Source organism: Mediterranea sp. ET5 (assembly GCF_023337025.1).
Taxonomy (GTDB): Bacteria; Bacteroidota; Bacteroidia; order Bacteroidales; family Bacteroidaceae; genus Phocaeicola_A.
This window is the reverse complement of record NZ_JAMBLN010000013.1, coordinates 25,341-48,782: the sequence shown is the minus strand read 5'-3', so window position 1 is coordinate 48,782 and position 23,442 is coordinate 25,341. Positions and strand designations below refer to the sequence as shown.

The 23,442-nt window shown below is 59.1% G+C and carries 12 protein-coding genes and 1 pseudogene; 7 read left to right on the top strand and 6 right to left on the bottom strand.

Annotation, left to right across the window (positions count from 1 at the left end; translation table 11 throughout):
* Nucleotides 1-14: 14 nt before the first annotated feature.
* Nucleotides 15-2,369, bottom strand: coding sequence for a SpoIIE family protein phosphatase (locus M3087_RS09055; RefSeq protein WP_249095156.1), 2,355 nt, complete (start codon nt 2,367-2,369; stop codon nt 15-17).
* A gap of 936 nt (nt 2,370-3,305) precedes the next feature.
* Here M3087_RS09055 and M3087_RS09050 point away from each other — a divergent pair.
* From M3087_RS09050 to M3087_RS09020, 7 genes and pseudogenes are all read left to right on the top strand, one after another.
* Nucleotides 3,306-4,316 (top strand): fimbrillin family protein, encoded by a 1,011-nt coding sequence (locus tag M3087_RS09050; protein WP_249095154.1) that lies wholly within the window; start codon nt 3,306-3,308, stop codon nt 4,314-4,316.
* A gap of 42 nt (nt 4,317-4,358) precedes the next feature.
* Complete coding sequence (locus tag M3087_RS09045; protein WP_249095152.1) at nt 4,359-5,975, top strand: fimbrillin family protein; 1,617 nt, start codon at nt 4,359-4,361, stop codon at nt 5,973-5,975.
* A gap of 37 nt (nt 5,976-6,012) precedes the next feature.
* Entirely contained in the window at nt 6,013-9,168 is a 3,156-nt protein-coding gene (locus M3087_RS09040; RefSeq protein WP_249095150.1) for a SusC/RagA family TonB-linked outer membrane protein, read from the top strand.
* 17 nt (nt 9,169-9,185) lie between these two features.
* On the top strand, nt 9,186-11,171 hold the full coding sequence (locus M3087_RS09035; RefSeq protein ID WP_249095148.1) for a RagB/SusD family nutrient uptake outer membrane protein: 1,986 nt from the start codon (nt 9,186-9,188) through the stop codon (nt 11,169-11,171).
* 45 nt (nt 11,172-11,216) lie between these two features.
* Nucleotides 11,217-14,252, top strand: coding sequence for a SusC/RagA family TonB-linked outer membrane protein (locus M3087_RS09030; protein WP_249095146.1), 3,036 nt, complete (start codon nt 11,217-11,219; stop codon nt 14,250-14,252).
* 21 nt (nt 14,253-14,273) lie between these two features.
* On the top strand, nt 14,274-15,998 hold the full coding sequence (locus M3087_RS09025) for a RagB/SusD family nutrient uptake outer membrane protein (RefSeq protein ID WP_249095144.1): 1,725 nt from the start codon (nt 14,274-14,276) through the stop codon (nt 15,996-15,998).
* Between the two features lie 133 nt (nt 15,999-16,131).
* A pseudogene (locus tag M3087_RS09020) lies at nt 16,132-18,196 on the top strand (hypothetical protein).
* 570 nt (nt 18,197-18,766) lie between these two features.
* On the opposite strand, the gene M3087_RS09015 reads toward M3087_RS09020, so the two are convergent.
* From M3087_RS09015 to M3087_RS08995, 5 genes are all read right to left on the bottom strand, one after another.
* Nucleotides 18,767-19,789 (bottom strand): exopolysaccharide biosynthesis protein, encoded by a 1,023-nt coding sequence (locus M3087_RS09015; RefSeq protein ID WP_249095142.1) that lies wholly within the window; start codon nt 19,787-19,789, stop codon nt 18,767-18,769.
* Nucleotides 19,786-20,616, bottom strand: coding sequence for a glycosyl transferase (locus M3087_RS09010; RefSeq protein ID WP_249095140.1), 831 nt, complete (start codon nt 20,614-20,616; stop codon nt 19,786-19,788). The genes M3087_RS09015 and M3087_RS09010 overlap by 4 nt, the downstream gene beginning before the upstream one ends.
* 93 nt (nt 20,617-20,709) lie before the next feature.
* On the bottom strand, nt 20,710-22,161 hold the full coding sequence (locus M3087_RS09005) for a lipopolysaccharide biosynthesis protein (RefSeq protein WP_249095136.1): 1,452 nt from the start codon (nt 22,159-22,161) through the stop codon (nt 20,710-20,712).
* Nucleotides 22,162-22,164: 3 nt separating this feature from the next.
* On the bottom strand, nt 22,165-22,974 hold the full coding sequence (locus tag M3087_RS09000; protein ID WP_249095133.1) for a hypothetical protein: 810 nt from the start codon (nt 22,972-22,974) through the stop codon (nt 22,165-22,167).
* Between the two features lie 5 nt (nt 22,975-22,979).
* On the bottom strand, nt 22,980-23,357 hold the full coding sequence (locus tag M3087_RS08995) for a DUF3783 domain-containing protein (RefSeq protein WP_022385391.1): 378 nt from the start codon (nt 23,355-23,357) through the stop codon (nt 22,980-22,982).
* Between the last annotated feature and the right edge of the window lie 85 nt (nt 23,358-23,442).

The following is a 23,442-nucleotide window of genomic DNA, read 5'->3' as shown; positions in this document are numbered from 1 at the left end:
TTAGAAATGTTGTTTCAGCTTGTCAGCCTGCTCTTCTTCACCAGTGTCAACCGGTTTTCACCGTCCGTCCGTTGGTAGCGGACCTCGTCCATGATGCGCCGCACCAGCAGAAGTCCCAGTCCTCCCGGCGTCCTCTCTTCTGCAGGGAGCGTCACGTCGGCTTCCGGAACCTGTGTCGGGTCAAAAGCCTGTCCACTGTCCCGCAACTCGAAAACCAGGTTGCCGTCCCGGCATGCTGCCGTCAGACGGATAAGGCCCTCCCCGTCACCGTATGCATAACGGATAACGTTCGTGACCGCCTCCTCTACTGCCAGGAGCACCATCTCCGTCTCATCGGCAGGGATACCGGCACGTTGCCCCGCCTGCTTGACGAAGTCCTCCAGACGGAGAATCTCCGTGAGCCGGTTCTCCAGCACCAGTTCCATCTCCTGCGAATCCGGGTCGTGCTTCAAGCGGAGAGCCAGCATGGTCAGGTCGTCGTTCTGTTCCGCCTCACCGGCAAAGTCCTTCACGCTCCGCTCCAGTGTACGGATGATGTCCTGTGCCGGCAGTTCCTGCATGCCTTCGAAGGTCGCCAGCAGACGTTCCACGGAGTACAACTCCTCCGACGGGTTCTCCGCCTCGGTCAGTCCGTCGGTGTAGAGCAACAGGAGGCTGCCGTCATCCAGACGTCCGGACTCCGCCACGTAGTCGAAGTCCTTGAATACACCTATCGGTATATTGGGCAGGCAGGACAACAGGCGCGGCTTCTCCCCCGTCTGCAGGAACACCGGGGGATTGTGCCCCGCATTGCAGTAATCCAGTTCGCCGGATGCCAGGTCGAGCACTCCGACGAACAGGGTGATGAACATGTTCGACTCGTTGTTGTCCGCCACCGCACGGTTCAGGGCAGCAACTATTTCACCCGCCGTCTTCCGGTGAACGGCAATCGTACGGAACAGGCTTCGGGTAACCGCCATCAGCAGTGAAGCAGGAATCCCCTTACCCGACACGTCGCCTATCACGAAGAGCAGCTTCTCCTCGTGGATAAAGAAGTCATACAGGTCGCCGCCCACCTCCTTTGCCGGCTTCAGGATGGCATAGAGGTCGATGTCCTTCCGTTCCGGGAAAGGCGGGAAAAGTTTGGGAATCATGCCCATCTGTATCTCACTGGCAATGCGCAACTCACTCTCGATGCGCTCCTTGCGGACCGTCGTCTGTTGCAGCTCCTCCATGTATTCCGCCAGCTCGCGCTTCATATATTCGAACGCATCGCGCAGCTGTCCCATCTCATCGTCATACGGGCTCGGAGGCAACGGTGTCTGGAAGTCTCCTCCCGCAATCTGCCGGGCAGCCTGTGCAAAGCGTGACAAAGGGTTCAGAATGTGACGGATAATGTGTCCGCAGACCAGTCCGAGCACCACCAGCCCCACTACGGCAATCAACACCACGCACCACTGTATCTTGTCCAGACTGGCAAAGATTTCCTCGCGTGGACAGACCGTGGCGACCGACCATCCCGTCGTCTCGATGGGTGCATAAAACACGTAGGAGAGCGTGTCGTCGTTCTGCAACACCTCCATACCCCGTCTGCCTGCCAGCATGTCGCGCCCGATTTTCTGCGTAGTCGAGTCCTTCATGGTCTTGGTAGCGGAAAAGATGGTCTCATGCAGGATACGTTCCGGACGATGATGGACTATGTAGGTTCCCTCCCTGCCAATCATCAGGTTGTAGGAACGCGGATAAGGGCGTATTCCGTTCACCAGCTCGGTCAGCCATGCCAGCGAGATGTCTGCCGTAAAGACGCCGTACATGCGGTGGTCGGCATCATAGAGAGGTTGGGAATAAGTCGTCATGAGCATCTCCCCTCCTCCGGTGTCGTAGTAAGGTTCGCTCCAATGCGCCTTTCCGGTCTGCATCGGGCGGGAGAACCACTCCTTTTCGCTGTAATTGTAGCGTTCGGTTCCCAACTGTCGCCGACGGATATCCCCATTGGCGTCCTTGAACACATAGGGTGAGTAGTAGGAGCCCTTGTCGCGGAAGAAGTCTTCGCGGAAGGCAACGGCACTCCCGCTGATGATGGGATTGCGTTCCACAAAACGGGTCAGGAGTGCATAGAGGGAGTCGGGCTTGTCCAGCTCTTCGCCGACCGCCCAAGAGGAATTGGCGACTGCCGTCTCCACGGAGTTGAGCACACCGTCAATGCGCAGGATGGTGTTATCGAGCTGTGCATCGGCACGGTGTACCGCCTCTTCACGGATGAAGCGGTAGGAAAAACGAAAAATCACGTAAAAGGCGAGAATGAACAGCAAGGCGGTGAAGCCTACGACATAAACGCGCAAACGAGCCGTAAAGGAATGGCTCATGAAGTCGGGGTTCCATCTTTTCATGTGATGTGTGTGTTTTTTCCAGGTATAACTGGACTAAAACAACAAGATAACTCTTCAGCTACAAATGGATAAGTTCCGGCTCGCAAGCAGGACTTGTCCATTCTATTAACCGTGCAAATTTAGAAGAATCTCGCGGCATAGCTATACAAAATGACCGTATTTTTCTACAGACAGCAATAGAAAGAAGGCAGAAAGGCACAACATCGCCTGTATTGGCAAGGTCTGAAATGCAGTTCAGAGTAGCGGACAAAATAGAAACGAAGGAGGGAACAAGGGAACCGGACACAAGAAAATTTCTTAACATATCAAACCTTCTATTTATCCAATAAACAGTACATGACCTCTCCTCTTCAAGAGTCCCAGAATCGTTAAAACCGCCCCATTACGGACTGTACGGGAAGGAAGTGGACATGGAATATTTACCAAAAGCATGTATTTTCTGTCCCTTTTAGCAGAATGACCGGGAAATCGCTTGCAGATAACGCTTTTTACATACATTTGTGAAGAGTTGACAGAAGAGGCGAATCAAAAAGCGCGACATTCTTTACAACCCGAAACATTGACAAACCCTGAAAAACCAATTGTAGTCTCTTCCGGAAGAAACTACCGATTTTTAATCAATACGAAGTTATGGACACAATGCAGTACAACGAGTCACAGTCTTACGGACAGCCCTATGCCGTCCGGTCTGCTCTAGTCTCAAGACTTTCTGTTTCAACCCTTTCCGCCGACATGTGTGTGTGTGGGGGGGGGGGAGATTTTTCACCTGTTGAATTTACCCGAATCCGGGCAATCCTGCATTCACCACCCTTACACAAGACTCTTTTTACCGATGAAAGGCCTCCCGCCCGGGGAACGTGCATTCCATCGGTCCACCCTGACTACCTGAAATAATTCTACCTAACAAAATCGTTTAACCCCTTTAATCCACAATGTATGAAGAAAAACCATGTGGTAGCGACACTGGCCTGCCTACTTATGGCCGGATGTAGCAACAATATCAGCGACTCTGACATCATCTTTTCCGGAGACCCCGGTGCAAAGGTGACCTTCAGCGCAGTAATCAATGACCCGAACGGCAATGACCTGTCAAGAGTCACCGGTCTGAACTGGGACGATGGCGACACCATCAGCATCACCTGCGGACCGACCCAGCAAAATGTCCCCTACCGTTATAACAAGGGCGACAACTCTTTCACGACCAACCGGGCTGAGGAAATCTGGCTGCTGGGTAACGAAGCGTACGAAGTGACGGCTTTCTATCCGTACTCATCGGATAACGTACAGAAGGTCGCTACGACCAGCGAGAACCTGACAACTGCCGAAAAGCGTTCCAAGCTCGACTTCCTGTTCGCCTCCACCCAGGCAACCCGTGAGCAACCTAACGTCCGTCTGGACTTCAACCATGCCATGAGCCGCATCGTCCTGCAGTTCCAGGCAGGTAAGGACAAGGACGGACAGCCCCTCACACTGACCGACATCGACTGCTACGTGACCGGACTGAAGCTCAACGGAACTTTCGACCCCAAGACAGGACAGACCGCTGTCGACGAGGACGCTGCCGGCGCCAGTGTCTACCAGAGCCTGACCGATGCGAACAACCACACCTTCACCGGCTTCTTCCTCCCGCAGACTCTCGGAAGCGAAGGTTTGCTCATCGAGGGTGCCATGAGCACGAAAACAACCCGCGTATATTATAAGGTGGAAATCACCAACCTGAAAGAGCTGCTTCCGGGCTACTCCTACAACTACACCCTGACAGCCAACGACTACAACGACAGCCCGATTCGCCTGACCATCACCGGGACGCAAATCAGCCCGTGGAAAGATGTCGACGGCGGCAACCTGGAGCCTGACCCGGGCGTAGTGGGTACAGAGACTACCATGACCCCTTCAGACTGGGGCACCATCACCAACGAGGACATCGAGGCAACCCCGAAGAAATAGCCTTTATCTCATCTTATTAACAGACTAAGACAAGTTCATATCATGAAACTATCCGCATACTTATCCATCGCGTTGCTGGCAGCCGGTATGTCTGCCACCGTTTCCTGTTCCCAAGAGAACGAGCCTGACCTGACCGCCTCTTCCGTACAAGGACTGACCATCAGCATCTCCGATTCCGGCTATGCCACGACCGACGGCACACGTGCCATCGACCAAGCCTACAAGACCACTTTCACCGATGGGGATGCCATAGGCGTGTTTGCCGTACGCAGCGGCAAGGTGGTCGAGAAAATATCCAATCGCAAGTTCACCTTCAAGGAGGGAAACTGGGAGCTGGAGGGTGAACCCATCGAATACAAGGGCACGGAATTCAAATACATGAAGTTCTTCGCCTACTATCCCTACAGCGAAAATGTGAAGTTCGACGCCGGGAAATGGGATGCAGCCACACAGACGGGCGACCCGTTCGAATCGTATGTCAACACCTGGAACATCCAGTCCGACCAAAGCGGCGACAACTACACGAAGCAAGACCTCATGACCAGTTCAAGCGATGCCGAGGGGGAACGTCTGCAAGGCAAAGTAGCCTTCACGATGACCCACCGCATGAGCCTCGTCGTGCTGGAGATGCCGAAGCTGACCTATGACTTCACCAACCCGGGACTGGACGACTATCAGATGAACGTATCACCCGCAGACTTCCAAATCAACGGCAAGGCAGCACATCCGCATTACGACGCAGCGACCCATACCTACCTGGCACTGGTCAATCCCGGCAAGGACTTCACCATCGGCGGTTCCTACACCGGTACCCAACTGATGGAGTACAGCGCCAAAGGGAACCTGCAAGGTGGCAACGCGAAGAAATACACCATAAAGGATGCAGGCAAGATCAGCTATACCCTTGCCGTAGGCGACTATTTCTGCGCCGACGGCTCCCTGGTAAGCAAGGATGCGGAGACGGTCCCGGCAAATGTCGTGGGCATCGTGGCATACGCCGGCAATCCACAGCCGCACGTCATGGCTCCGGATGCCTGCAGCGATGTGCAGGACGCGCTCTTCCGCGACTATCCCTCCGCTTCTCACGGACTGATACTGGCGCTGAACAATGCTGCGCTGGAAGACGGCTCCACCACTTCCCAATACCACTCCGGCAAGTCAGGGACGTATGATACCTGGTTCGATGACGATGCGGAATGGGCAGGCAAGTTCGTTTACTGCAACACCAGCCGCAACGGCAGCCTGAAGAACGATGTGCTCGCCATGTATCCCGCCTTCTTCGGTTACAACAACACGGTCCTCATGACCATGGTGACGGAAGAGGGAAAGGGTTCTCCCTCGACCTGCGACCATGCCTGCAAGTTCATCCAGGCATACCGCTCCGCCGTTGAACTTCCTGCATCGGCAAGTCCGTGGTACCTCCCGTCCGCCAAAGGTCTGCAACAGGTGGCAGACAACCTGAGCCAGCTCAACAGCAGCCTGACGAAAGCCGGCGGACAGGAACTCGTCTCCACTACCGCACAATCCGGACATTACTGGACGAGTGTCCTGCGCAGCGAGGTGTACCAATGGACCCACGGCATGGAAGGCGGGCTCTATACCGTCCTGGCTGAACGCGGCTCACGGGCCGGACAATTCCGCATGATGGCAGCCTTCTGATTGCCGCATGCTTCCTTATTCCTAAAGACAGATATCTATGAACAAGAAAAACTACATAACAGGCACGACCCTACCCCTGGTCCTGTTTGTGTCGGCATTTGCAGCCTCGCCCCTCGCCGGGAGCAGGGTCCTTGCCGAGACACGGATGGAACAGCAACAGGGCATCCTCAAGGGTACGGTCGTAGACGATAAAGGCGAACCGGTCATCGGTGCAAGCGTACAGGTGCAAGGTGTAAAGGCGGGTGCCATCACCGATATCGACGGAAACTTCTCCATCAAAGTCAAACCGGGCACAAGGCTCACCATCTCTTTCATCGGCTATCAGACAGTGACCACGGAGGCCCGTCCGGGCATGACGGTCACCCTGCACGAGGATACACAGATGATTCAGGAGGTGCAGGTCGTCGCCTACGGTGTGCAGAAGAAAGTGACCGTGACCGGTGCCGTCGCCAGTGTGAAGACCGAAGACCTGACCCGTACACCGGTAGGCTCGGTATCGAATGTCCTGGGTGGACAGATGACCGGTCTGACCACCGTGCAGTATTCCGGAGAGCCGGGCTCGGATGCAGCGAGCATCTTCGTCCGCGGCAAGGCGACCTTCGGGGATTCATCGCCGCTGATTCAGGTCGACGGCGTGGAACGCAGCATGAACGACATCGACCCGAATGAAATCGAGAGCATCACCGTCCTGAAGGATGCTTCCGCCACGGCTGTATTCGGCATCCGAGGGGCAAACGGCGTCGTCCTGATAACGACCAAACGTGGCGCAGAAGGCAAGGCGAAGATATCCTTCACCACGTCTGCCAGTATCCTGACACCGACAAAGATGGTGGAACAGGCAGACTCTTACGACTATGCCACGTTCTACAACCGGATGCGCGAGCTGGACGGGATGACACCGATGTTCTCGGACGAGATTATCCAGAAGTTCAAGGACCACTCCGACCCCATCCGCTTCCCCGACACCCGTTGGGCGGACTACATCATGAAGGACCGGACGCTCCAGAGCCAGCACAACCTGAGCATCTCGGGCGGCACGAAGACGGTGCGCTACTTCATCTCTGCCGGAGCCTATACGCAGGGCGGTCTGTTCAACAACTTCAGCCTCCCCTATAACCTGGACTACTCCTACCAGCGGTTCAACTACCGCTCGAACCTCGACTTCACCGTGACGAAGAGCACCACGCTGCAAATCAACCTGAGCGGCAACGTGGACAACTCCGACAAGCCGCACACCAGCCAGGGCGCGTCGGGCATGATCAAGAACATGTACTATGCCACACCGTTCTCCAGCCCCGGCATCATCGACGGACGCTACATCGTGACCGCCACCGACTACAGCGACCTGCAGCTGCCGTTCACGGGAGGCACCGGCATGGCTTACTACGGTACCGGCACCAACCATCAGAGCAACAACAAGCTGAACGCCGACCTCGTCATCGACCAGAAGCTCGACTTCCTGACCAAGGGACTCTCGTTCAAGCTGAAAGGTTCCTACAACAGCGACTTCACCATCTACAAGTATGGCGAAGGTGGCGCCGTGGCAGTCTATACGCCGGTCATTCAGGAGGACGGTTCACTGAAGTACCGCAAGTCGGGCGAGAACACCGACATCCGATACAGTCAGAAGACCGGCAAAGGACGCGACTGGTACATGGAGGCTGGCTTCAACTACGCACGCACCTTCGGCGACCACAGTGTCAGCGCCCTGGTGCTCTACAACCAGTCGAAGGAGTACTACTACGGCTCGACCTACAGCGACATTCCCCGCGGCTATGTCGGATTGGTCGGACGTGCAACCTATGACTACAAGAACCGCTACATGGCTGAGTTCAACATCGGCTACAACGGCTCGGAGAACTTCGCGCCGGAACGTCGCTTCGGTACGTTCCCTGCCGGCTCAGCGGGATGGATACTCAGCGAGGAGAACTTCTTCAAACCGCTGAAAAAGTACGTCAGCTTCCTCAAGCTGCGCGTCAGCTTCGGACTTGTGGGCAACGACAAGACCACAAACAAGGACTTGCGCTTCCTCTACCTGGCAGACCCGTATGAAATCAACAACAGCGAGTCCCCCAACCGCAACGGAGGATATGGATACAACTTCGGCATCGAGAACGGGACCATCAGCCTGGGCGCCCGCGAAGCATCGAAGAACAATGCCGACGTAGGTTGGGAGAAAGCCTTCAAACAGAACTACGGTATCGACGCCAACTTCTTCGACGACCGCTTGCGCGCGACCTTCGAGTACTACCGGGAACACCGCACCAACATCCTGCTGCAGGACGGGACCGCTCCCAGCATCATCGGCTTCAGCGTGCCTTTTGCCAACCTGGGAGCTGTCGACAGCTGGGGATGGGAACTGTCCCTGAAGTGGAATGACAAGTTCGGCGACGACTTCCGCTACTGGGCAAACCTCAACTTGTCGCAGAACCAGAACGAGGTCATCGACCGCAAGGAAGCTCCGCAAAGCAACCTCTACCAGTATCAGAAGGGACACCGCATCGGGGCGCGGTCGCAATATGTGTTCTGGCGCTACTACGACGAACAGACGCCGGACCTGTATGAGCAGACTTTCCACCGCCCCTATCCGCAACAGATGGCGGAACTGCGTCCGGGTGACGCCGTTTATGTGGACCTGAACGGTGACCGCAAGATTGACGTGAACGACATGAGCCGCGACTACGGCTACACCGACGACCCGGAGTACATGCTCGGCTTCAACTTCGGCTTCAGCTGGAAGAACTGGGAGTTCAACAGCCAGTGGACAGCCGCGTGGAACGTGTCGCGCATGATTTCCGATGTGTTCCGCCAGCCCTTCACCTCGGCAACGGGCCCTACGACGGGCGGTCTGCTGGCCTACCACCTCGACAACACATGGACACCCGACAATCCGTCGCAGAGCGCCAAGTATCCGCGTCCGACCTGGGAGAATGCGACCAACAACTATGCATCGAGCACGCTCTATGAGAAGGATTCGAAGTACCTGCGCCTGAAGACGCTCCAGCTGGCCTACAACTTCAACTTCCCCTGGATGAAGAAGCTGAAGATGAACACCTGCCAGCTTGCCCTGAGCGGCTACAACCTGCTGACCTTCACACCCTATCTCTGGGGAGACCCGGAGACCCGGGCTAGCAATGCCCCGTCCTACCCGCTGGCACGCACTTACACACTAAGCTTAAAACTGGGATTCTAACTTAAAAGCAAACAACTATGAGAACTACATATACCTGGGTCATCGGCGCCCTGCTCTTCGCGTCCGTCGGAGCTGCCTCGTGCGTGGATGACATCAAATTCGGGAATGCCTTCCTGGACAAGGCACCGGGAGGAACAGCCACCAAAGACACGGTGTTCTCCAGTGCGCTCTACACCCAGCAGTTCCTGAACGCCATCTACGGACGGCAATACTACGGACTGCCGTACAAGGACGACACCTCGCTGCCCGTCTCCAGCAGCGCCTATGTGGGCAAAGCGGAAGCCTTGTCCGACTGCTGGCAGCTGCACTGGGCGGCACCGACCATCTATTCGCAATACTACACGGGCATCCACAAGGCGAACTACGTCCGTCGTGAGGACAAGTTCTGCTGGAACGACGAAAAGGTCTGGGAGGTCACACGCTGGTGCTGGCTGCTCATCGAAAACATCGACAAGGTGCCCGACCTGAGTGCCTCAGAGAAAGCCCGCATGGTGGCAGAGGCAAAGTGCCTCATCGCAACCCGCTACTTCGACATGTTCCGACACTATGGCGGACTGCCCATCCTGCGCTCTTCATTCATCGGCAACGAATCGAGCTACAGTAATCCGCGGGCAACGGTGGAGGAGACCGTGAACTTCATGATTGAGATGCTCGACGACGCCATCAACTCGGGCGCACTGCCCTGGGCTTACGACGGCTCCACCGCAGCCACCAGTCCGACTTACACGGGACGATGGACGAAGGCGGGAGCCATGGCGCTGAAGTGCAAAATCTGGCAGTTTGCCGCTTCTCCTCTGTTCAACGATGCGCAAGGCTACGCCGGGGGTTCGTCGGAGGCGGAACAGAAACATCTCGTGTGGTACGGAGGCTACAGGAAAGAGTTGTGGGACAACTGCCTGAAGGCTTGCGAGGACTTCATGAGCGCGCTCCGGCAGAACGGGTTCTACGAACTGAAGCAGTCGGTCAACAATACCCCGGCAGGCTATCGCTGGGCCTACCGCATGGCGTACATCGCACAGGACAGCCGCGAGATTCTGCACTCCGTCCGCACCAACGGTTATGATGCCTTCAAGTCCGCCACCTACATGTGGCACTATTGGGCGGACCTGGGACGCAACTCCTACACTCCGACGCAGGAGTATGTCGAGATGTTCCCGTGGGCTGACGGCAAACCTTTCGACTGGGACAAGACCAAGGCGGAAGGAAGGCTGGACGCCATGTTCATGACCGGCACGCTCGAAGGGGGCGACCTGACGCTGACCCGTGACCCGCGTCTCTATGAGAGTGCCCGCGTCAACGGACTGCCGAAAATGCTCGACTGGTCGACTCCTGCAGGCGTGATGGGCGGACAGCCCTACGAGCTCTGGGTGGGAGGCTACGATGCCGGAAACAACTCGAAGAACGAGACGGGACAATACGCCACCGGTTATGACAACATGAAGTATTACCTGGGGAACGACTACCTGCGCCAGTACACCCAGTGGGTGACGCTCCGTCTGTCGGACATCTACCTCACCTATGCCGAGGCACTCCTGCAGGCACGCAACGACAATGCCGGTGCACTGGAGTATATAAATAAGGTGAGGGCACGTGTCGGCCTGGGCAAGCTGGAGGACTGCAACCCGGACAAGAACCTGCGCAGCAACAAGGCCAACCTCCTGCAGGAACTGCTCCGCGAGCGTGCCTGCGAACTGGGACTGGAGGATTCACGCTTCTTCGACCTCATCCGCTACAAGCGGAAGGACCTCTTCGAGAAGGAGCTGCACGGACTGCTCATCTATCGGCTCGACGAGAATGGCAACCGCATCTACACGAAGTGGTTTGAGGGCGACCAGAACAAGGGTGCGAAGCAGCCTACCCGCTTCGACTACGAGAAGTTCGTCCTGAAGAACATCCGCCGCTACTGGTGGGATAACGGCTTCGATGCCAAATGGTACCTGTCACCCATCCCGGAAATAGAAATCAACAAGAAGTATGGTCTCGTACAGAACCCGGGATGGTAAGGTCCGGCAAGACGAGAAGTGAATAACCAAACGATGAATGGATTTATGAAAACATATAGATATCTGATAGTAGCAGGACTGATGTGCGCGAACCTGCCTGCACTGGCGCAAGAAGCCGTCGGGAATGTCACGGGAGTGGTCGTCGACCCGGCAGGACGCCCCGTCTATGGCGCGTCGGTCATGGTCATCGGTGCGCCCGGTACGCGGGTGGAGACCGACAAAGACGGCAAGTTCTCCATCAAGGCTGCCAAAAACGAAAAGCTTGTCGTGTTCAGTCCCGACAAAGGGACAACCACTGTCCGGGTGGACGACTCACTGACGAAGGTGGTCATGGGATATAAGGCGGAAACGGTCGACGTGGGCGCCGACCGCACGTTTACCCGCGGAGAGTCGACCATGGCAGTCTCGACGGTCTCTGCCCCGGCATTCGACAAACGCGCGGCCAAGGACATAGCCAATGCGTTGCTGGGACAGGGGCTGGGACTCATCTCCCTGCAGAATGCCGGCAACTACGCGGCTGTCGAATCGACGTTCTACGTCCGCGGCCTGCAAAGCCTGTCGAGCAGCGCCCCGTTGCTCCTCGTCGACGGCGTGGAGCGTGACCTCTCGTTCGTCAGTCCGGAGGAGGTGGAGTCCGTCTCGGTGCTGAAGGACGCACCTGCCGTGGCACTGTATGGCTACAAGGCGGTCAACGGCGCCATCTTCGTGACGACCAAACGGGGCAAGTACAACACGCGCGAGATGCGGTTCACCTACGACCATGTCACCAACTTCCTCTCACGCAAGCCGGAGTTCGTCGACGCGCCGACCTATGCACGCGCCATGAACGAGGCACGCGCCAACGAGGGACTGGCACCGCGCTATGCCGACAAGGAAATCGAATACTTCGGCAACGGGGAGTTTCCCTACCTCTATCCCAATGTGAACTGGCTCGACGAGACGTTCAGGAACACCGGCGTATCGAACAAGTACACGATGGAGATACGCGGGGGAGGGTCCAAGTTCCGCTACTACACGTTGCTCGGACTGGTGACCGACAAAGGCTTCATCAAGCACCCCGACGTGAACGACGGCTACTCCACACAGAACAAGTACGCACGCGGCAACCTGCGTTCCAACCTGGACATCGACGTGTCCAACAGCACCCGGCTGAAGCTCAACCTGCTGGGAACGCTGTCCGAGTCGAGCCGGCCCGGCGCGTCCGCCAACCTGTGGGACATGATTTACACCGTGCCTGCCGGCGCCTTCCCCATCCGCAACGAAGACGGGCTCTGGGGCGGCAACAACAATACCTTCACGGGCACACTCAACCCGGTCGCACAGGCACAGGGAGCCGCCTACTCGAAGGGACACACCAAGAGCCTTTATGCCGACCTCACCCTGACACAGGACCTCTCCGGGTTCGTCAAAGGGCTGGGAGCGACCCTCCGCCTGGCATACGACAACTACTCCTCCATCTGGGAAGACCACAGCCAGGCATACCAGTACGGCGGCTACGTCGTGACTTACGACGAGGTGAACGGACCGTTCTACACCCAGACTACCGGAGGTGAACCGGGCACCATGGGCAAGAGCGCCAACATCAACAGCTGGATGCGGCTCTTCAACTTCGCCGGAAGCATCGACTACAACCGCACCTTCGCCGGGAAGCACGATGTGTTCTCGCAGGCCAAGTGGGAATATGAGTTCCGCGATGCCTACGGACTGAACACGACCATCTTCCGGCAGAACCTCTCGTGGTTCACCCACTACGGCTATGCCAAGCGTTACTTCGCCGACCTCGCCCTGGTGGGCTCCGCCTCCAGCCTGCTGGCCCCGGGACACAAGTGGGCGTTCTCGCCGACGGTCTCTGCGGCATGGGTGTTGTCGGAAGAGGACTTCATGCAGCGTGCGTCCTGGGTCGACTTCCTGAAGCTGCGTGCCTCCTTCGGTGTCATCAACGCCGACTACCTGCCGAAGGACGGGAGCGACACCGTGCTCGACTACTGGGACCAGATTTACACCACGAGCGGCGTGCGCTACATGTTCAACAGCGCCTATGACTCTTCGTTCGGAACGACTGCCATCAGCCGTCTCGCCTCGGTGAACTCCACCCACGAGAAGGCATACAAATACAACCTAGGCGTAGACGCCACGTTGTGGGGCGGTCTGGACGTGACCCTGGAAGGATACTACCAGCGGAGGAAGGACATCTGGGTGTCGTCCGACGGCAAATACACCGCCGTGCTGGGCATGGGTGCCCCGTTCGAGAATGCCGGTATCGTCGACAGCTGGGGCGTGGAAGTCGGAGCGAACTACACCGCCCGGCTCGGCTCCGTCCTCGTGAATGCCGGCGGGAACTTCAACTGGAACCGCAACGAAATCAAGGAACAGCTGGAGGAGCCGCGCCAGTATCCCAACCTGGTCCAGACGGGACACAGCCTCGACCAGCTCTACGGACTGGTTGCCGACGGGCTGTTCAGGGACGCTGACGAAGTGGCACAGCGACAGCAGACGCTGCCCCAGAACTTCAGCACGCTCTACGCTGGCGACGTGAAGTATAAGGACATCAACGGCGACCACCTCATCGACAGCAACGACCGGACCGCCATCGGCTACGGCACCATCGCGCCCCGCATCTTCTACTCCTTCCACCTCGGTGCGGAATGGAAGGGATGGGGTGTCGACGCCCTGTTCCAGGGAACGGCACAGTACTCGGCACTGCTGAACACGAAGAGCCTCTTCCGTCCGCTGCTGAACACCACCACGCTCTCCAGCCACTACTATGACAACCGCTGGACACCCGAGCATCCCGATGCCCGTTATCCGCATCTCGCCACCCAAAGCTCGAACAACAACTACCAAACGAGCACCCTGTGGCTTGCCGACCGGTCGTTCCTGAAGCTCCGCAACGTCGAGGTGTACTACCGCTTCCCCAAGAGCCTGCTCCAGAAGACACACTTCATCGGCGACGCAAAACTCTATGCCCGGGGAGTGGACCTGCTGTGCCTGGACCACATCGACGTGACGGACCCGGAAGCGTACGGTGCCACCAACCCGCTGAACAAGAGCCTGGTCGTGGGACTGCAAATAGGTTTTTAACCCTTTAAGACAAGACGAACTATGAAACTGAATACATTCCTCTGTGGCGTCCTGTGCCTGGGAGCGCTGTCTGCCTGCTCCGAAGAGATGGACTACCACGAATACAACAACTACGATGAGGACTTCGTGAAGCTGAACTTCGGCAATGTCGGCGGCCTGATAACCAACATCTACTCGGACCTGGACACCGACTTCGGCTCCTACTCCGGCGCGGTCCTCGGCGCCGCGACCGACGAAGCGGAGTACGCGTACTCCGGCGGCGCCATCGAGACGTTCTACAACGGCACCTGGAGTCCGGTCAACACGCCCGCCGGCGCATGGCGCTCCTGCTACCGCGCCATCTCCAACTGCAACCTCTACCTGGAACGGTTCACCGGACTGACCTTCCCCGAACTGGAGATGAACGCCGACTACAAACCGCAGATGTACCGCTATAACAACTACCGTTACGAGGTCCGCTGCCTGCGAGCCTACTACTACTTCCTGCTCGTGCGACAGTATGGCGACGTGCCCTTCAGCGACCATGTGCTCACTGCCGACGAGAGCAATGCCCTCCCACGCACCCCGGCACAGGACATCTTCGACTACATCATTGCCGAGTGTGACGCCGTGAAGGACTCCATCATCGCCGACTACGCCAACCTGCCCGCCGACGTCGCCCTGCCTGCCGAGTCACCCGAGACGGGACGGGTCAACCGCCTGACCGTGCTCGCCCTGAAGGCGCGTGCCGCCCTCTACGCCGCCAGTCCGCTGTTCAACCCGACGGGCGACAAGGAACTGTGGCACCGCGCCGCACTTGCCAACAAGGAGCTGCTCGACGCTGCCGACGCCGCGAAGATGAAGCTCATAGACGACTATGCCAAGCTGTGGACCAAGAACAACTACAAGGACGCCACCTCGGAAATCATCTTCGGCAGAAGGGCGGACCGCGAAAGCAGCAGCATGGAGACCTCCAACTTCCCCGCCGGACTGGAGAACTGCAAGGGTGGCAACTGCCCGACGCAGAACCTCGTGGATGCCTATGAGATGGTGGACGGGAAGCCTTGGGACCAGAGCGCGTTCTACGACCCCGCCAACCCCTGTGCCAACCGCGACCCGCGCCTCGCCGCAACCATTGCCGTCAACGGGGAGACGGGCTGGCCCGCCTGGAACGAAGCCCCGCTGGAGACCTTCCAGGGAGGAGCCAATGGCGAGCCGGTCAACGGGGGCACTCCCACGGGCTACTACCTGAAGAAATACTGTCAGGGCGACATCGACCCGCGCTCGAACAGCACCAACAAGTCGGCATACCACACGTGGATTACCTTCCGACTGGGAGAGTTCTACCTCAACTATGCCGAGGCAGTCTTCCGTTACCTGGGCAGTGCCGACGCCACCAGTGCGGAGTTCCCCCTTTCCGCCCGGGAGGCAGCCAGCCGGACCCGCGCCCGCAAGAGCGTCAACATGCCACCCTTCCCCACCGGCATGAGCAACGACGAGTTCTGGACGAAGTACAAGAACGAACGGATGGTCGAGCTCGCCTTCGAGGGACACCGCTTCTGGGACGTCCGCCGCTGGAAAGAGGCTGACAAGTACTTCAGGAGCATCACCGAGATGAAGATTACCCGGCAGACGGACGGCACATTCGCCTACACCCGCAAGGAAGTAGCCCGCCAATGGGACGACAAGATGTACTTCTTCCCCATCCCCCAGGCGGACAAGCTCAAGAACCCGAACCTCGGGCAGAACCCGGGCTGGGGTGACTGACCGACGGACGTCCGCCGGACACCCTCCCGGCTCCCGGCACCGACAGGAGACCACCCGACCGGTGCCGGACCGGGAAGCTCCGTCCGACACATCACAAACCACACAGAACCATTAACCATACAGACTACCGCTTATGAAAACCCTTCATAAACTCTTGTGGGCTTGCTGCCTCACGGCGAGCCTCACCGCCTGCAAGGACGACACCGACACCCTCCTCCCATCGGACGAACTGCCGCCCCTGCCGACCGACATCATCACCGGCGACCGTGCCATGTGGGTCAGCTACGACCCGACACCGGACGCGGACGCCAACGCCACCACCGGCATCCACGGTGCCCTCATCAGCTGGCGCATGCTGCCGACTGACCCGGCAAGCACCGCCTTCGACCTCTACAAGTCCGTCAACGACGGGACGGAAACGAAGCTGAACGCCGCACCCATCGCCGATGCCTCCTGCTGGCTGGACGAGACCATCGACCCCGCACAGACCACCCGCTACCGCGTCACCCTTGCCAACCAGGCGGAGACGCTATGCGCCTACACCTTCACACCGCAACGCGCCAAGATGTTCTACTACCGGATTCCCGTCGACGACTCGCGGCTGCCCGACCCCTCGCTGACCTACACCATCGACGACATCCAGCCGGCGGACCTTGACGGCGACGGCGTCATGGAGCTGGTCGTGAAGCGCGAGCCCTATGACGGCGCCAACCAAGGCGGCTGGCACAACGGCACCACCCTCCTGCAGGCATACAAGATGGACGGCACCCTCCTGTGGCAGATTGACCTGGGCATCAACATCCGCTCGGGCTCCCACTACACGTCCTACATCGTCTACGACTTCAACGGCGACGGGCTGCCCGAGATTGCCTTCCGCTCGTCAGAGGGAACGACCTTTGCCGACGGGAAGACCATCACCAACGCCGACGGCCGGGTGCATGACTACCGCATCCGCGAAAGCAACGGGGCGGGCTGGGCTTCGGGCGCTTCGCTCCCGACAACCTGCGGACTCGTCTTTGACGGACCGGAGTACATCTCCGTCTGCCGGGCGTTCGACGGACGGGAGATAGCACGTACCGACAACATCGCCCGCGGCGGAAGCGGCTCGAAGAAGGACCGCGCCCAACACTGGATTGACTATTGGGGCGATGACTACGGCAACCGCATGGACCGTTTCTTCATCGGCGTCGCCTACCTCGACGGCATACCCGACCCATCCACCGGCGTCCGCACGACCAACCCCAGCCTCATCATCTCGCGCGGCATCTACAAGAACTGGCAGGTCCGCGCCCTCGACCTGCGGGAGGACGGCCTGCAGACACGCTGGACCTTCGACACCGCCGAACACAGCGACAAGTGGCTCGCCATGTGCTCGCATGCCTTCCGCGTTGCCGACCTCGACGGGGACGGACGCGACGAGGTGCTCTACGGCTCTGCTGCCATCGACGACAACGGCAACGAGCTCTGGTGCACGGGCAACGGGCACGGCGACTGCCTGAGCGTGGGCAAATTCGTGAAGGACCGCGAGGGACTGCAAATCGTCGCTTCCTTCGAGGAGCCGGGGAACTATGCGGGACAAGGGCACGGCTATGCCTGCCAGGTGATTGACGCACGCGACGGCTCGCTCATCGCCGGACACGGAGCCGGGGACCACGGGGACGTCGGGCGCAGCATCGTGGCAGACATCGACCCCGACAGCCCGAACTTCGAATACTGGTCGTCCATCAACTCGGGGCTCTACAACTGCGGCGGTCCGTCGGACGCACCCGTCACTGCCGACCTGCCGAAGGGCATCGGCGGGGGGAACGATGTACAACGCCGCCATCTACTGGAGCGGTGAGCTGACGCGTGACCTCTGGGACCGCGGACTCATCATGAGCTACCGGGCGAACCCGCTCACGAAGCGCAACCGGCTGGTGAACTTCAGCACAGGCTACGGCAGCAACCAGGGGAACCACAGCACGAAGTACAACCCGTGCTACTACGGCGACTTCCTCGGCGACTGGCGCGAAGAGGTCATCCTGGGCTCCGAAGACAACAAGTCCATCCTGGTCTTTTCCACCAACTACCCGACGCACCACCGCTTCACCCACCTCATGGAGGACCACACCTATGACCTCTCGCAGGCAATGCAGAACATGGGTTACAACCAGCAGACGAACCTGGGCTTCTACCTGGGTGCCGACATGAACCGATAAAGTTGGCATTTTGTCAAAACGTCAAATGAATCGCCCGAGAAGGGCCTTCCTTGCACCGAAATACGAATCGGTGAGCAGGAAGGGCCTTCTCGGGCGATTTGCTGAATGCAGGTTGTCACCTTACTCTGCATTTTCCTTTCTTTTCTCTCTACGCACGCACGCTTTCTTCATCCGGACGGTATGAAATCCTCCGGACGGACGTCCAAACGAAAGTTGGGAAACACAAGCCCACTTCCGTCTAAAAATGAAAACAGGTAAAGAATGCAGACAAAACAGACCCTTCTTTTCGTACGGACGTGTCCGCACGGTGGTGCGGATGGGTCGGTACGGTGGTGCGGACGTGTCCGTACGACGGTGAAAAGGGGTAGACACCGCGATGGGAACGGAAGCAAACGGTCGTTTTTATGTGAATAAAGTAAAAATAAAGCCTCGTCCGGACGGCACTATCTTAAAATATGTATTCAACTTCGCTCCAGAAGGGAGAAAATCACCAAGGTACGCGTCAGCTGAAAACGCCCAATCGGGAAAAAGAGACAGCCAAACGGGGATTTCCGTGTCAGAACGTCAGCGTCAGCAGGAGTCCCTTCCGCCCTCCAGCAGGCGGCAGAGCCGACGGACGAAATGCGCCCAGTCGTTCTCCGTCAGGAAGTCGCGGTAGGCCTCCATCGAGGCAGGCTCGTCGCCATGTGCCGCCAGCAGAGGGGCAAGGTCGTCGAACGAGCGGAAGGTATAGACCTTCAGGCGCGGCTCGCGTGCATAGTCCTTGAACGAGCCGGTATCGGGCCCCACGACCTTCGCTCCGAACGCCAGCGAATCCATGAGGATGCCCGAGCTGAGCACCGACGCGGCGTGGTAAGGCACCAGGACGAAGCGGCTCCGGTCCAGGTACGTCCGCAGCTCCTCGAACGAGGGGGCATGGAAGCGGCAGTCGACGTTCGGCAGGCGGACCGCCTCAATCTTCCGTCGGAGCGACTCGTCCGAACAGCCGCCCACGATGCACACACGGAAGGTCTGCGGACGGGCGGCGAGGTATTCCAGGAGTTCGAGCACGCCCTTGTACGCCGTGATGTGCCCCCACACGAGGTAGTCGCAGGCAGGCGGGACGTTGGCAGGGACACCCAGACGGTCCTTCGTCGGGTGATGGAGGAAGTGCGCCTTTGCCGCCTGACGGGGGAAGCGTTGGCGGACCAGCTCCACACCGTCGGTGGCATGGGTGATGATGAGGTCCGCCCCGTGTGCTGCCAGCCGGGTAAGCAGTTCCTTCAGCCGACGGCGGCGCGGGTGATGGGGATGCTTGTTGTGCAGCATCCACACCACCTTCCTGCCCCGCAGCTTCAGCCACACGAACCACAGCACGGCAATGAACGTCTGGATGTATCCGTGGCGGAAGTCGGGGATACTCTCGAACCAGTTGAGGATGACGACGTCGCCCTGCCGTCCCGGCTTCAGGAGCGAGAGGAGCGGATTGCGATGGGGCGGATTGACGACCTCCACGCCGGGCAGCGCGGAGAGTGCCTGCACCATGTCGTGGATGTAGGGGTTGGGGCGTGTGCCCGGACGGGGTTGCAGGTAGGGGAAGACGGTGACTTTCATAGGCGTGAGGCTGTGCAGTGGTAAGGGATGCCGCGGATGAGTGCGGCAACCTCGGAGAAGGAGCTGTAGTAGGAACCGATGATGCGCCGGGTACGGCTGAGCGTGAAGAAGTCGACGGCTCCCTCCTGCATGCCTGCCAGGCTGGAGCGGTCTGCCGGACGGTCGGACGTGAGGATGCGGTCGCCGAAGTGTGCACGCAGGGCACGCTTGTCCTCCTCGGAGTCGGATGCCACGAAGAAGAGTGTGTCCGCGTGCGCCGCTACCTCGCGCTCCATCTCCTCGATAAAGAGCGACAGGGGACTGCGGGCGATGGAGGCGGCGTTATCCGTCCGTCGGATGTGTACCCCGACGGTGTGTGGCGTGAAGCGCGCGACGTAGGCGTCGACGAGCCGTCCGACGGTTTCATTCGGACGGAAGAGCTCGCCATAGAGGACAGGGTCGGCAGGATAGAACGAGTGGCAGCTGCTGATGTACGTACGCCGGTGCTGCGCCATCCATCCGCCGAAGTCGAAGGCGGGTGCGTCCGCCGTCCAGGGTCCCTGTTCATGGAGCCGTCCGTCGAACAGCAGCCGCTGGAACATGCCCGGCAGCCGTGCGTTCCGTTTGCGCGGACGGTCATAGACCAGCGCGTCCAGCGCCGATGCCTCGTGCAGGCGGATGTCCGGTGCGTCGAGCGGAAGGCAGAGGTCGTCGAAGCGGCAGTTCAGCCCCGCGTCCTTGAACCAGTAGATGTGCAGTGTCTGTCCGTAGTCCCGTGCCAGCGCCACTCCCGAAGCGATGCTCCGCAGGCGGTTGGCGAGTCCTCCGATGGGTATGAGTGTCAGCATGAGTATATGAGTTTATCTGTTTGCAGGGATGGGTGTCTGTCCGCCTTTCACTGTTCCGGCGTGGTTGACCGACGGACGTGTCAACCGCTCCGTTCACCCCCGTCCTCCGCCCTTCAGCTTCCGCAGGTAGCCGAGGGTCTCGCGGAGCATCTCGGAGCGCAGCACATGGAGCGTCCCGACATAGAGCAGGGCGACGAAGGCTATCTTGCAGCCGAAGCGCAGGTAGACATTCCCGAGCGGTGTCACCACGAGGTGCACCACCCCGATGGCGGCAAGGGTCAGGGCGGCATAGGGCAGCAGGTCCCGGAACAGCAGTCCCGCCAGGCTGACGGGGATGCTCCGGCGGATGAAGTAGAACCACACGAAGAACCAGGCGAAGTTGACCACGACGTAGTTGATGACCATCTGATAGATGCCCAGCGGAGCGGAGAAGTAGATGACCAGCAGCTGCACCACGTCGAGCGCAATCGTCCCGTACATGTAGACGCCGGAGTGTCCGCGGCTGAGCAGCGTGTTCGTGCAGAGGTTGTTCAGCGGCGCGATGATGCCCCAGAGGCAGAACAGCTGCATGTAGGGGACGCTCGCCGCCCACTTGTCCGTCACGGTGATGGTGGTCAGCTCCGGCGCCACGAATGCCAGCCCGAGCATGCAGGGGCAGGTGACATACGCCATGAAGCCCACGAGCTTGCGGAAGACCGCCTGCTGCCGTCCGGGCGTGTCGGCGACCTGTGCCAGAACCGACTGCGAGACGTTCGACATCATGCCCCACAGGCTGGAGTATGCCATGTAGCCCCACTTACGTCCTTGCGAGTAGTAGCCTGCCTGCGCCTTGGAGTAGCGGATGCCGAGTATGAGGGTGAAGATGTTGTCGTTGACGACGTTGAACAGCCCCGTTATCAACAGCTTGCTGCTGAAGGGCAGCATGCGCCGGATGGGGGCTTTGGGGAAGCGGAACGAGGGACGCCAGGGGGAGTAGTGCCAGCGCAGGAGGACGCTCACGGCTCCCTGCACGACCATCTGGACTATGAGGCTCCAGTAGGCCATGCCGCAGAGTGCCATCGTCACCGCGACGACGCACGACACGATGAACGCCGTGAGGTCGGCACGGGTCTTCTCCTTCATCATCAGCCGCTTGATGAGGATGGCGTTGTGCACCGTCCCCGTACAGCCGAAGAGGAACCACAGGAAGAGCACCCGGGCGCCTGCCGTCAGTTCGGGCGCGCCATAGAACTCGGCAATCCACGGTGCGGCAAGGAAGAAGAGGACGTACAGCCCCGCTCCCATCGAGCAGCTGAACCAGAAGACGGAGTTATAGTCTTCGTCGGTAGCATCCTTCTTGTTGATGAGTGCCGTGGTGAAGCCGCTGTCCTGGAGCAGGTTGGCCAGGGACGTAAAGATGAGCAGCATGCTGAACAGTCCGTAGTCGTGCGACGAGAGGATGCGTGCCAGCACGATGCCGAAGAACATGCTCGCCACCTGCTGGAGCGTATTGCTGAATCCGCCCCAGAAGAGTCCTTTTGCCGTCTTGTCTTTGAGTGAGTCCATAAGCTAGCGTTTCTTCTCCCAGTACCATTGCCGCAGGGAGGAAAGCGGACGCCCCGCGAAGGTGCGTGTGAGGAATTTCGAGAAGGGGGTGCGCGGCATGACGCGGTGGGGATTGCGGTCCGAGAGGCGGGAAGCCAGGAACGCCTGCCGTCCGAAGAGGGCGATGCGCTCCACATTCTCCCAGCGGATGCGCACCTGGTCGCGGCAACGGTAGAGGCAGACGTTGAACACGCACTGGTCGTGGCGGTGTTCGCGGAAGAAGGGTGCCTCGTGCTTCCGCTCTTCTGCCGGCACATCGGTCACAAACTCGGGATGCTCGTCCATGAGCTGTCGCCAGTCGTCCACCAGCCGGACGCTCGCCCGGCTCTTCTTCAGCAGCAGGATACCGCCCATCACCTGGTAGTACTCGCCCCAGTGCGGTTGCTCGGTGCGTGCATAGTCCAGCAGGCTGCGGCGGCAGTAGAACTTGTTGCGGTAGCCCAGCCGGAAGGCGACGACACTCTTCGTCCGCAGGTCCCGGAAGAAGCGGTCCCATTCTGGCGACGGCTGCACGGAGCAGCCTGCATCGGCGTATACCAGGATGTCGCCCTCCTGCATCCGGCGCAGGCATGCCTGCAGAAGGCAGGGTTTCCAGTACCAGTATCCTCCCCCACGGGCATGACACATGAGCGGATGCCGCTTCACATCGTCGGGCAGGTCCGCCGGTCCGTACGTCCGGACGTCGTCGAAGATGCCGAGCGAACGGGCTTCCGCTGCGAGCCGCTGTGCGGAACGGGTGTAGTTCTCGTCGCCGTAGGTGATGAAATACTTCATGCCGGTCACTTTGCGCTTCCGCCGTTCATGGCAGCATGCTCCTTGAGCAGTTCCTCGCGGATTTGCAGCGAGTTCCATTGCACATTGTGGGGCGTGAGGGCTGCCTTGAGGTGGACAGGTGCGATGCCTGCCGCCTTGGAACGTGAGAGGAAGTTGTAGATGTCGTCGCTGTTGAAATCGCAGAATATCATCATCTCCTCGCCGAACGCCGGTCCGGCAGGGGTGTGGCGGCGCGGATAGCCGACGATGCCTGCCAGTGCGCCGATGGTTTCCAGATAGTCCGCGGGGGTAATGTCGCGGCACGAAACGGACAGGGAGGCACACACTTCGCGGATGCGCTTTCCCTTCTCATTGTTTAGGTTATAAAGCAATACTTCTTTCATAATGGTTGTGGGGAAACAAACAATTGACAAGGGACAACGGAAGGACGGTGCGCCCCCGTTGCCGATTGTCAATTGTCAGGGATTA

Excerpts from the sequence above, each read along its gene's own strand:
- M3087_RS09055 (WP_249095156.1), bottom strand. The coding sequence starts at position 2,369 with ATGAAAAGATGGAACCCCGACTTCATGAGCCATTCCTTTACGGCTCGT.
- M3087_RS09050 (WP_249095154.1), top strand. The coding sequence starts at position 3,306 with ATGAAGAAAAACCATGTGGTAGCGACACTGGCCTGCCTACTTATGGCC.
- M3087_RS09045 (WP_249095152.1), top strand. The coding sequence starts at position 4,359 with ATGAAACTATCCGCATACTTATCCATCGCGTTGCTGGCAGCCGGTATG.
- M3087_RS09040 (WP_249095150.1), top strand. The coding sequence starts at position 6,013 with ATGAACAAGAAAAACTACATAACAGGCACGACCCTACCCCTGGTCCTG.
- M3087_RS09035 (WP_249095148.1), top strand. The coding sequence starts at position 9,186 with ATGAGAACTACATATACCTGGGTCATCGGCGCCCTGCTCTTCGCGTCC.
- M3087_RS09030 (WP_249095146.1), top strand. The coding sequence starts at position 11,217 with ATGAAAACATATAGATATCTGATAGTAGCAGGACTGATGTGCGCGAAC.
- M3087_RS09025 (WP_249095144.1), top strand. The coding sequence starts at position 14,274 with ATGAAACTGAATACATTCCTCTGTGGCGTCCTGTGCCTGGGAGCGCTG.
- M3087_RS09015 (WP_249095142.1), bottom strand. The coding sequence starts at position 19,789 with ATGAAAGTCACCGTCTTCCCCTACCTGCAACCCCGTCCGGGCACACGC.
- M3087_RS09010 (WP_249095140.1), bottom strand. The coding sequence starts at position 20,616 with ATGCTGACACTCATACCCATCGGAGGACTCGCCAACCGCCTGCGGAGC.
- M3087_RS09005 (WP_249095136.1), bottom strand. The coding sequence starts at position 22,161 with ATGGACTCACTCAAAGACAAGACGGCAAAAGGACTCTTCTGGGGCGGA.
- M3087_RS09000 (WP_249095133.1), bottom strand. The coding sequence starts at position 22,974 with ATGAAGTATTTCATCACCTACGGCGACGAGAACTACACCCGTTCCGCA.
- M3087_RS08995 (WP_022385391.1), bottom strand. The coding sequence starts at position 23,357 with ATGAAAGAAGTATTGCTTTATAACCTAAACAATGAGAAGGGAAAGCGC.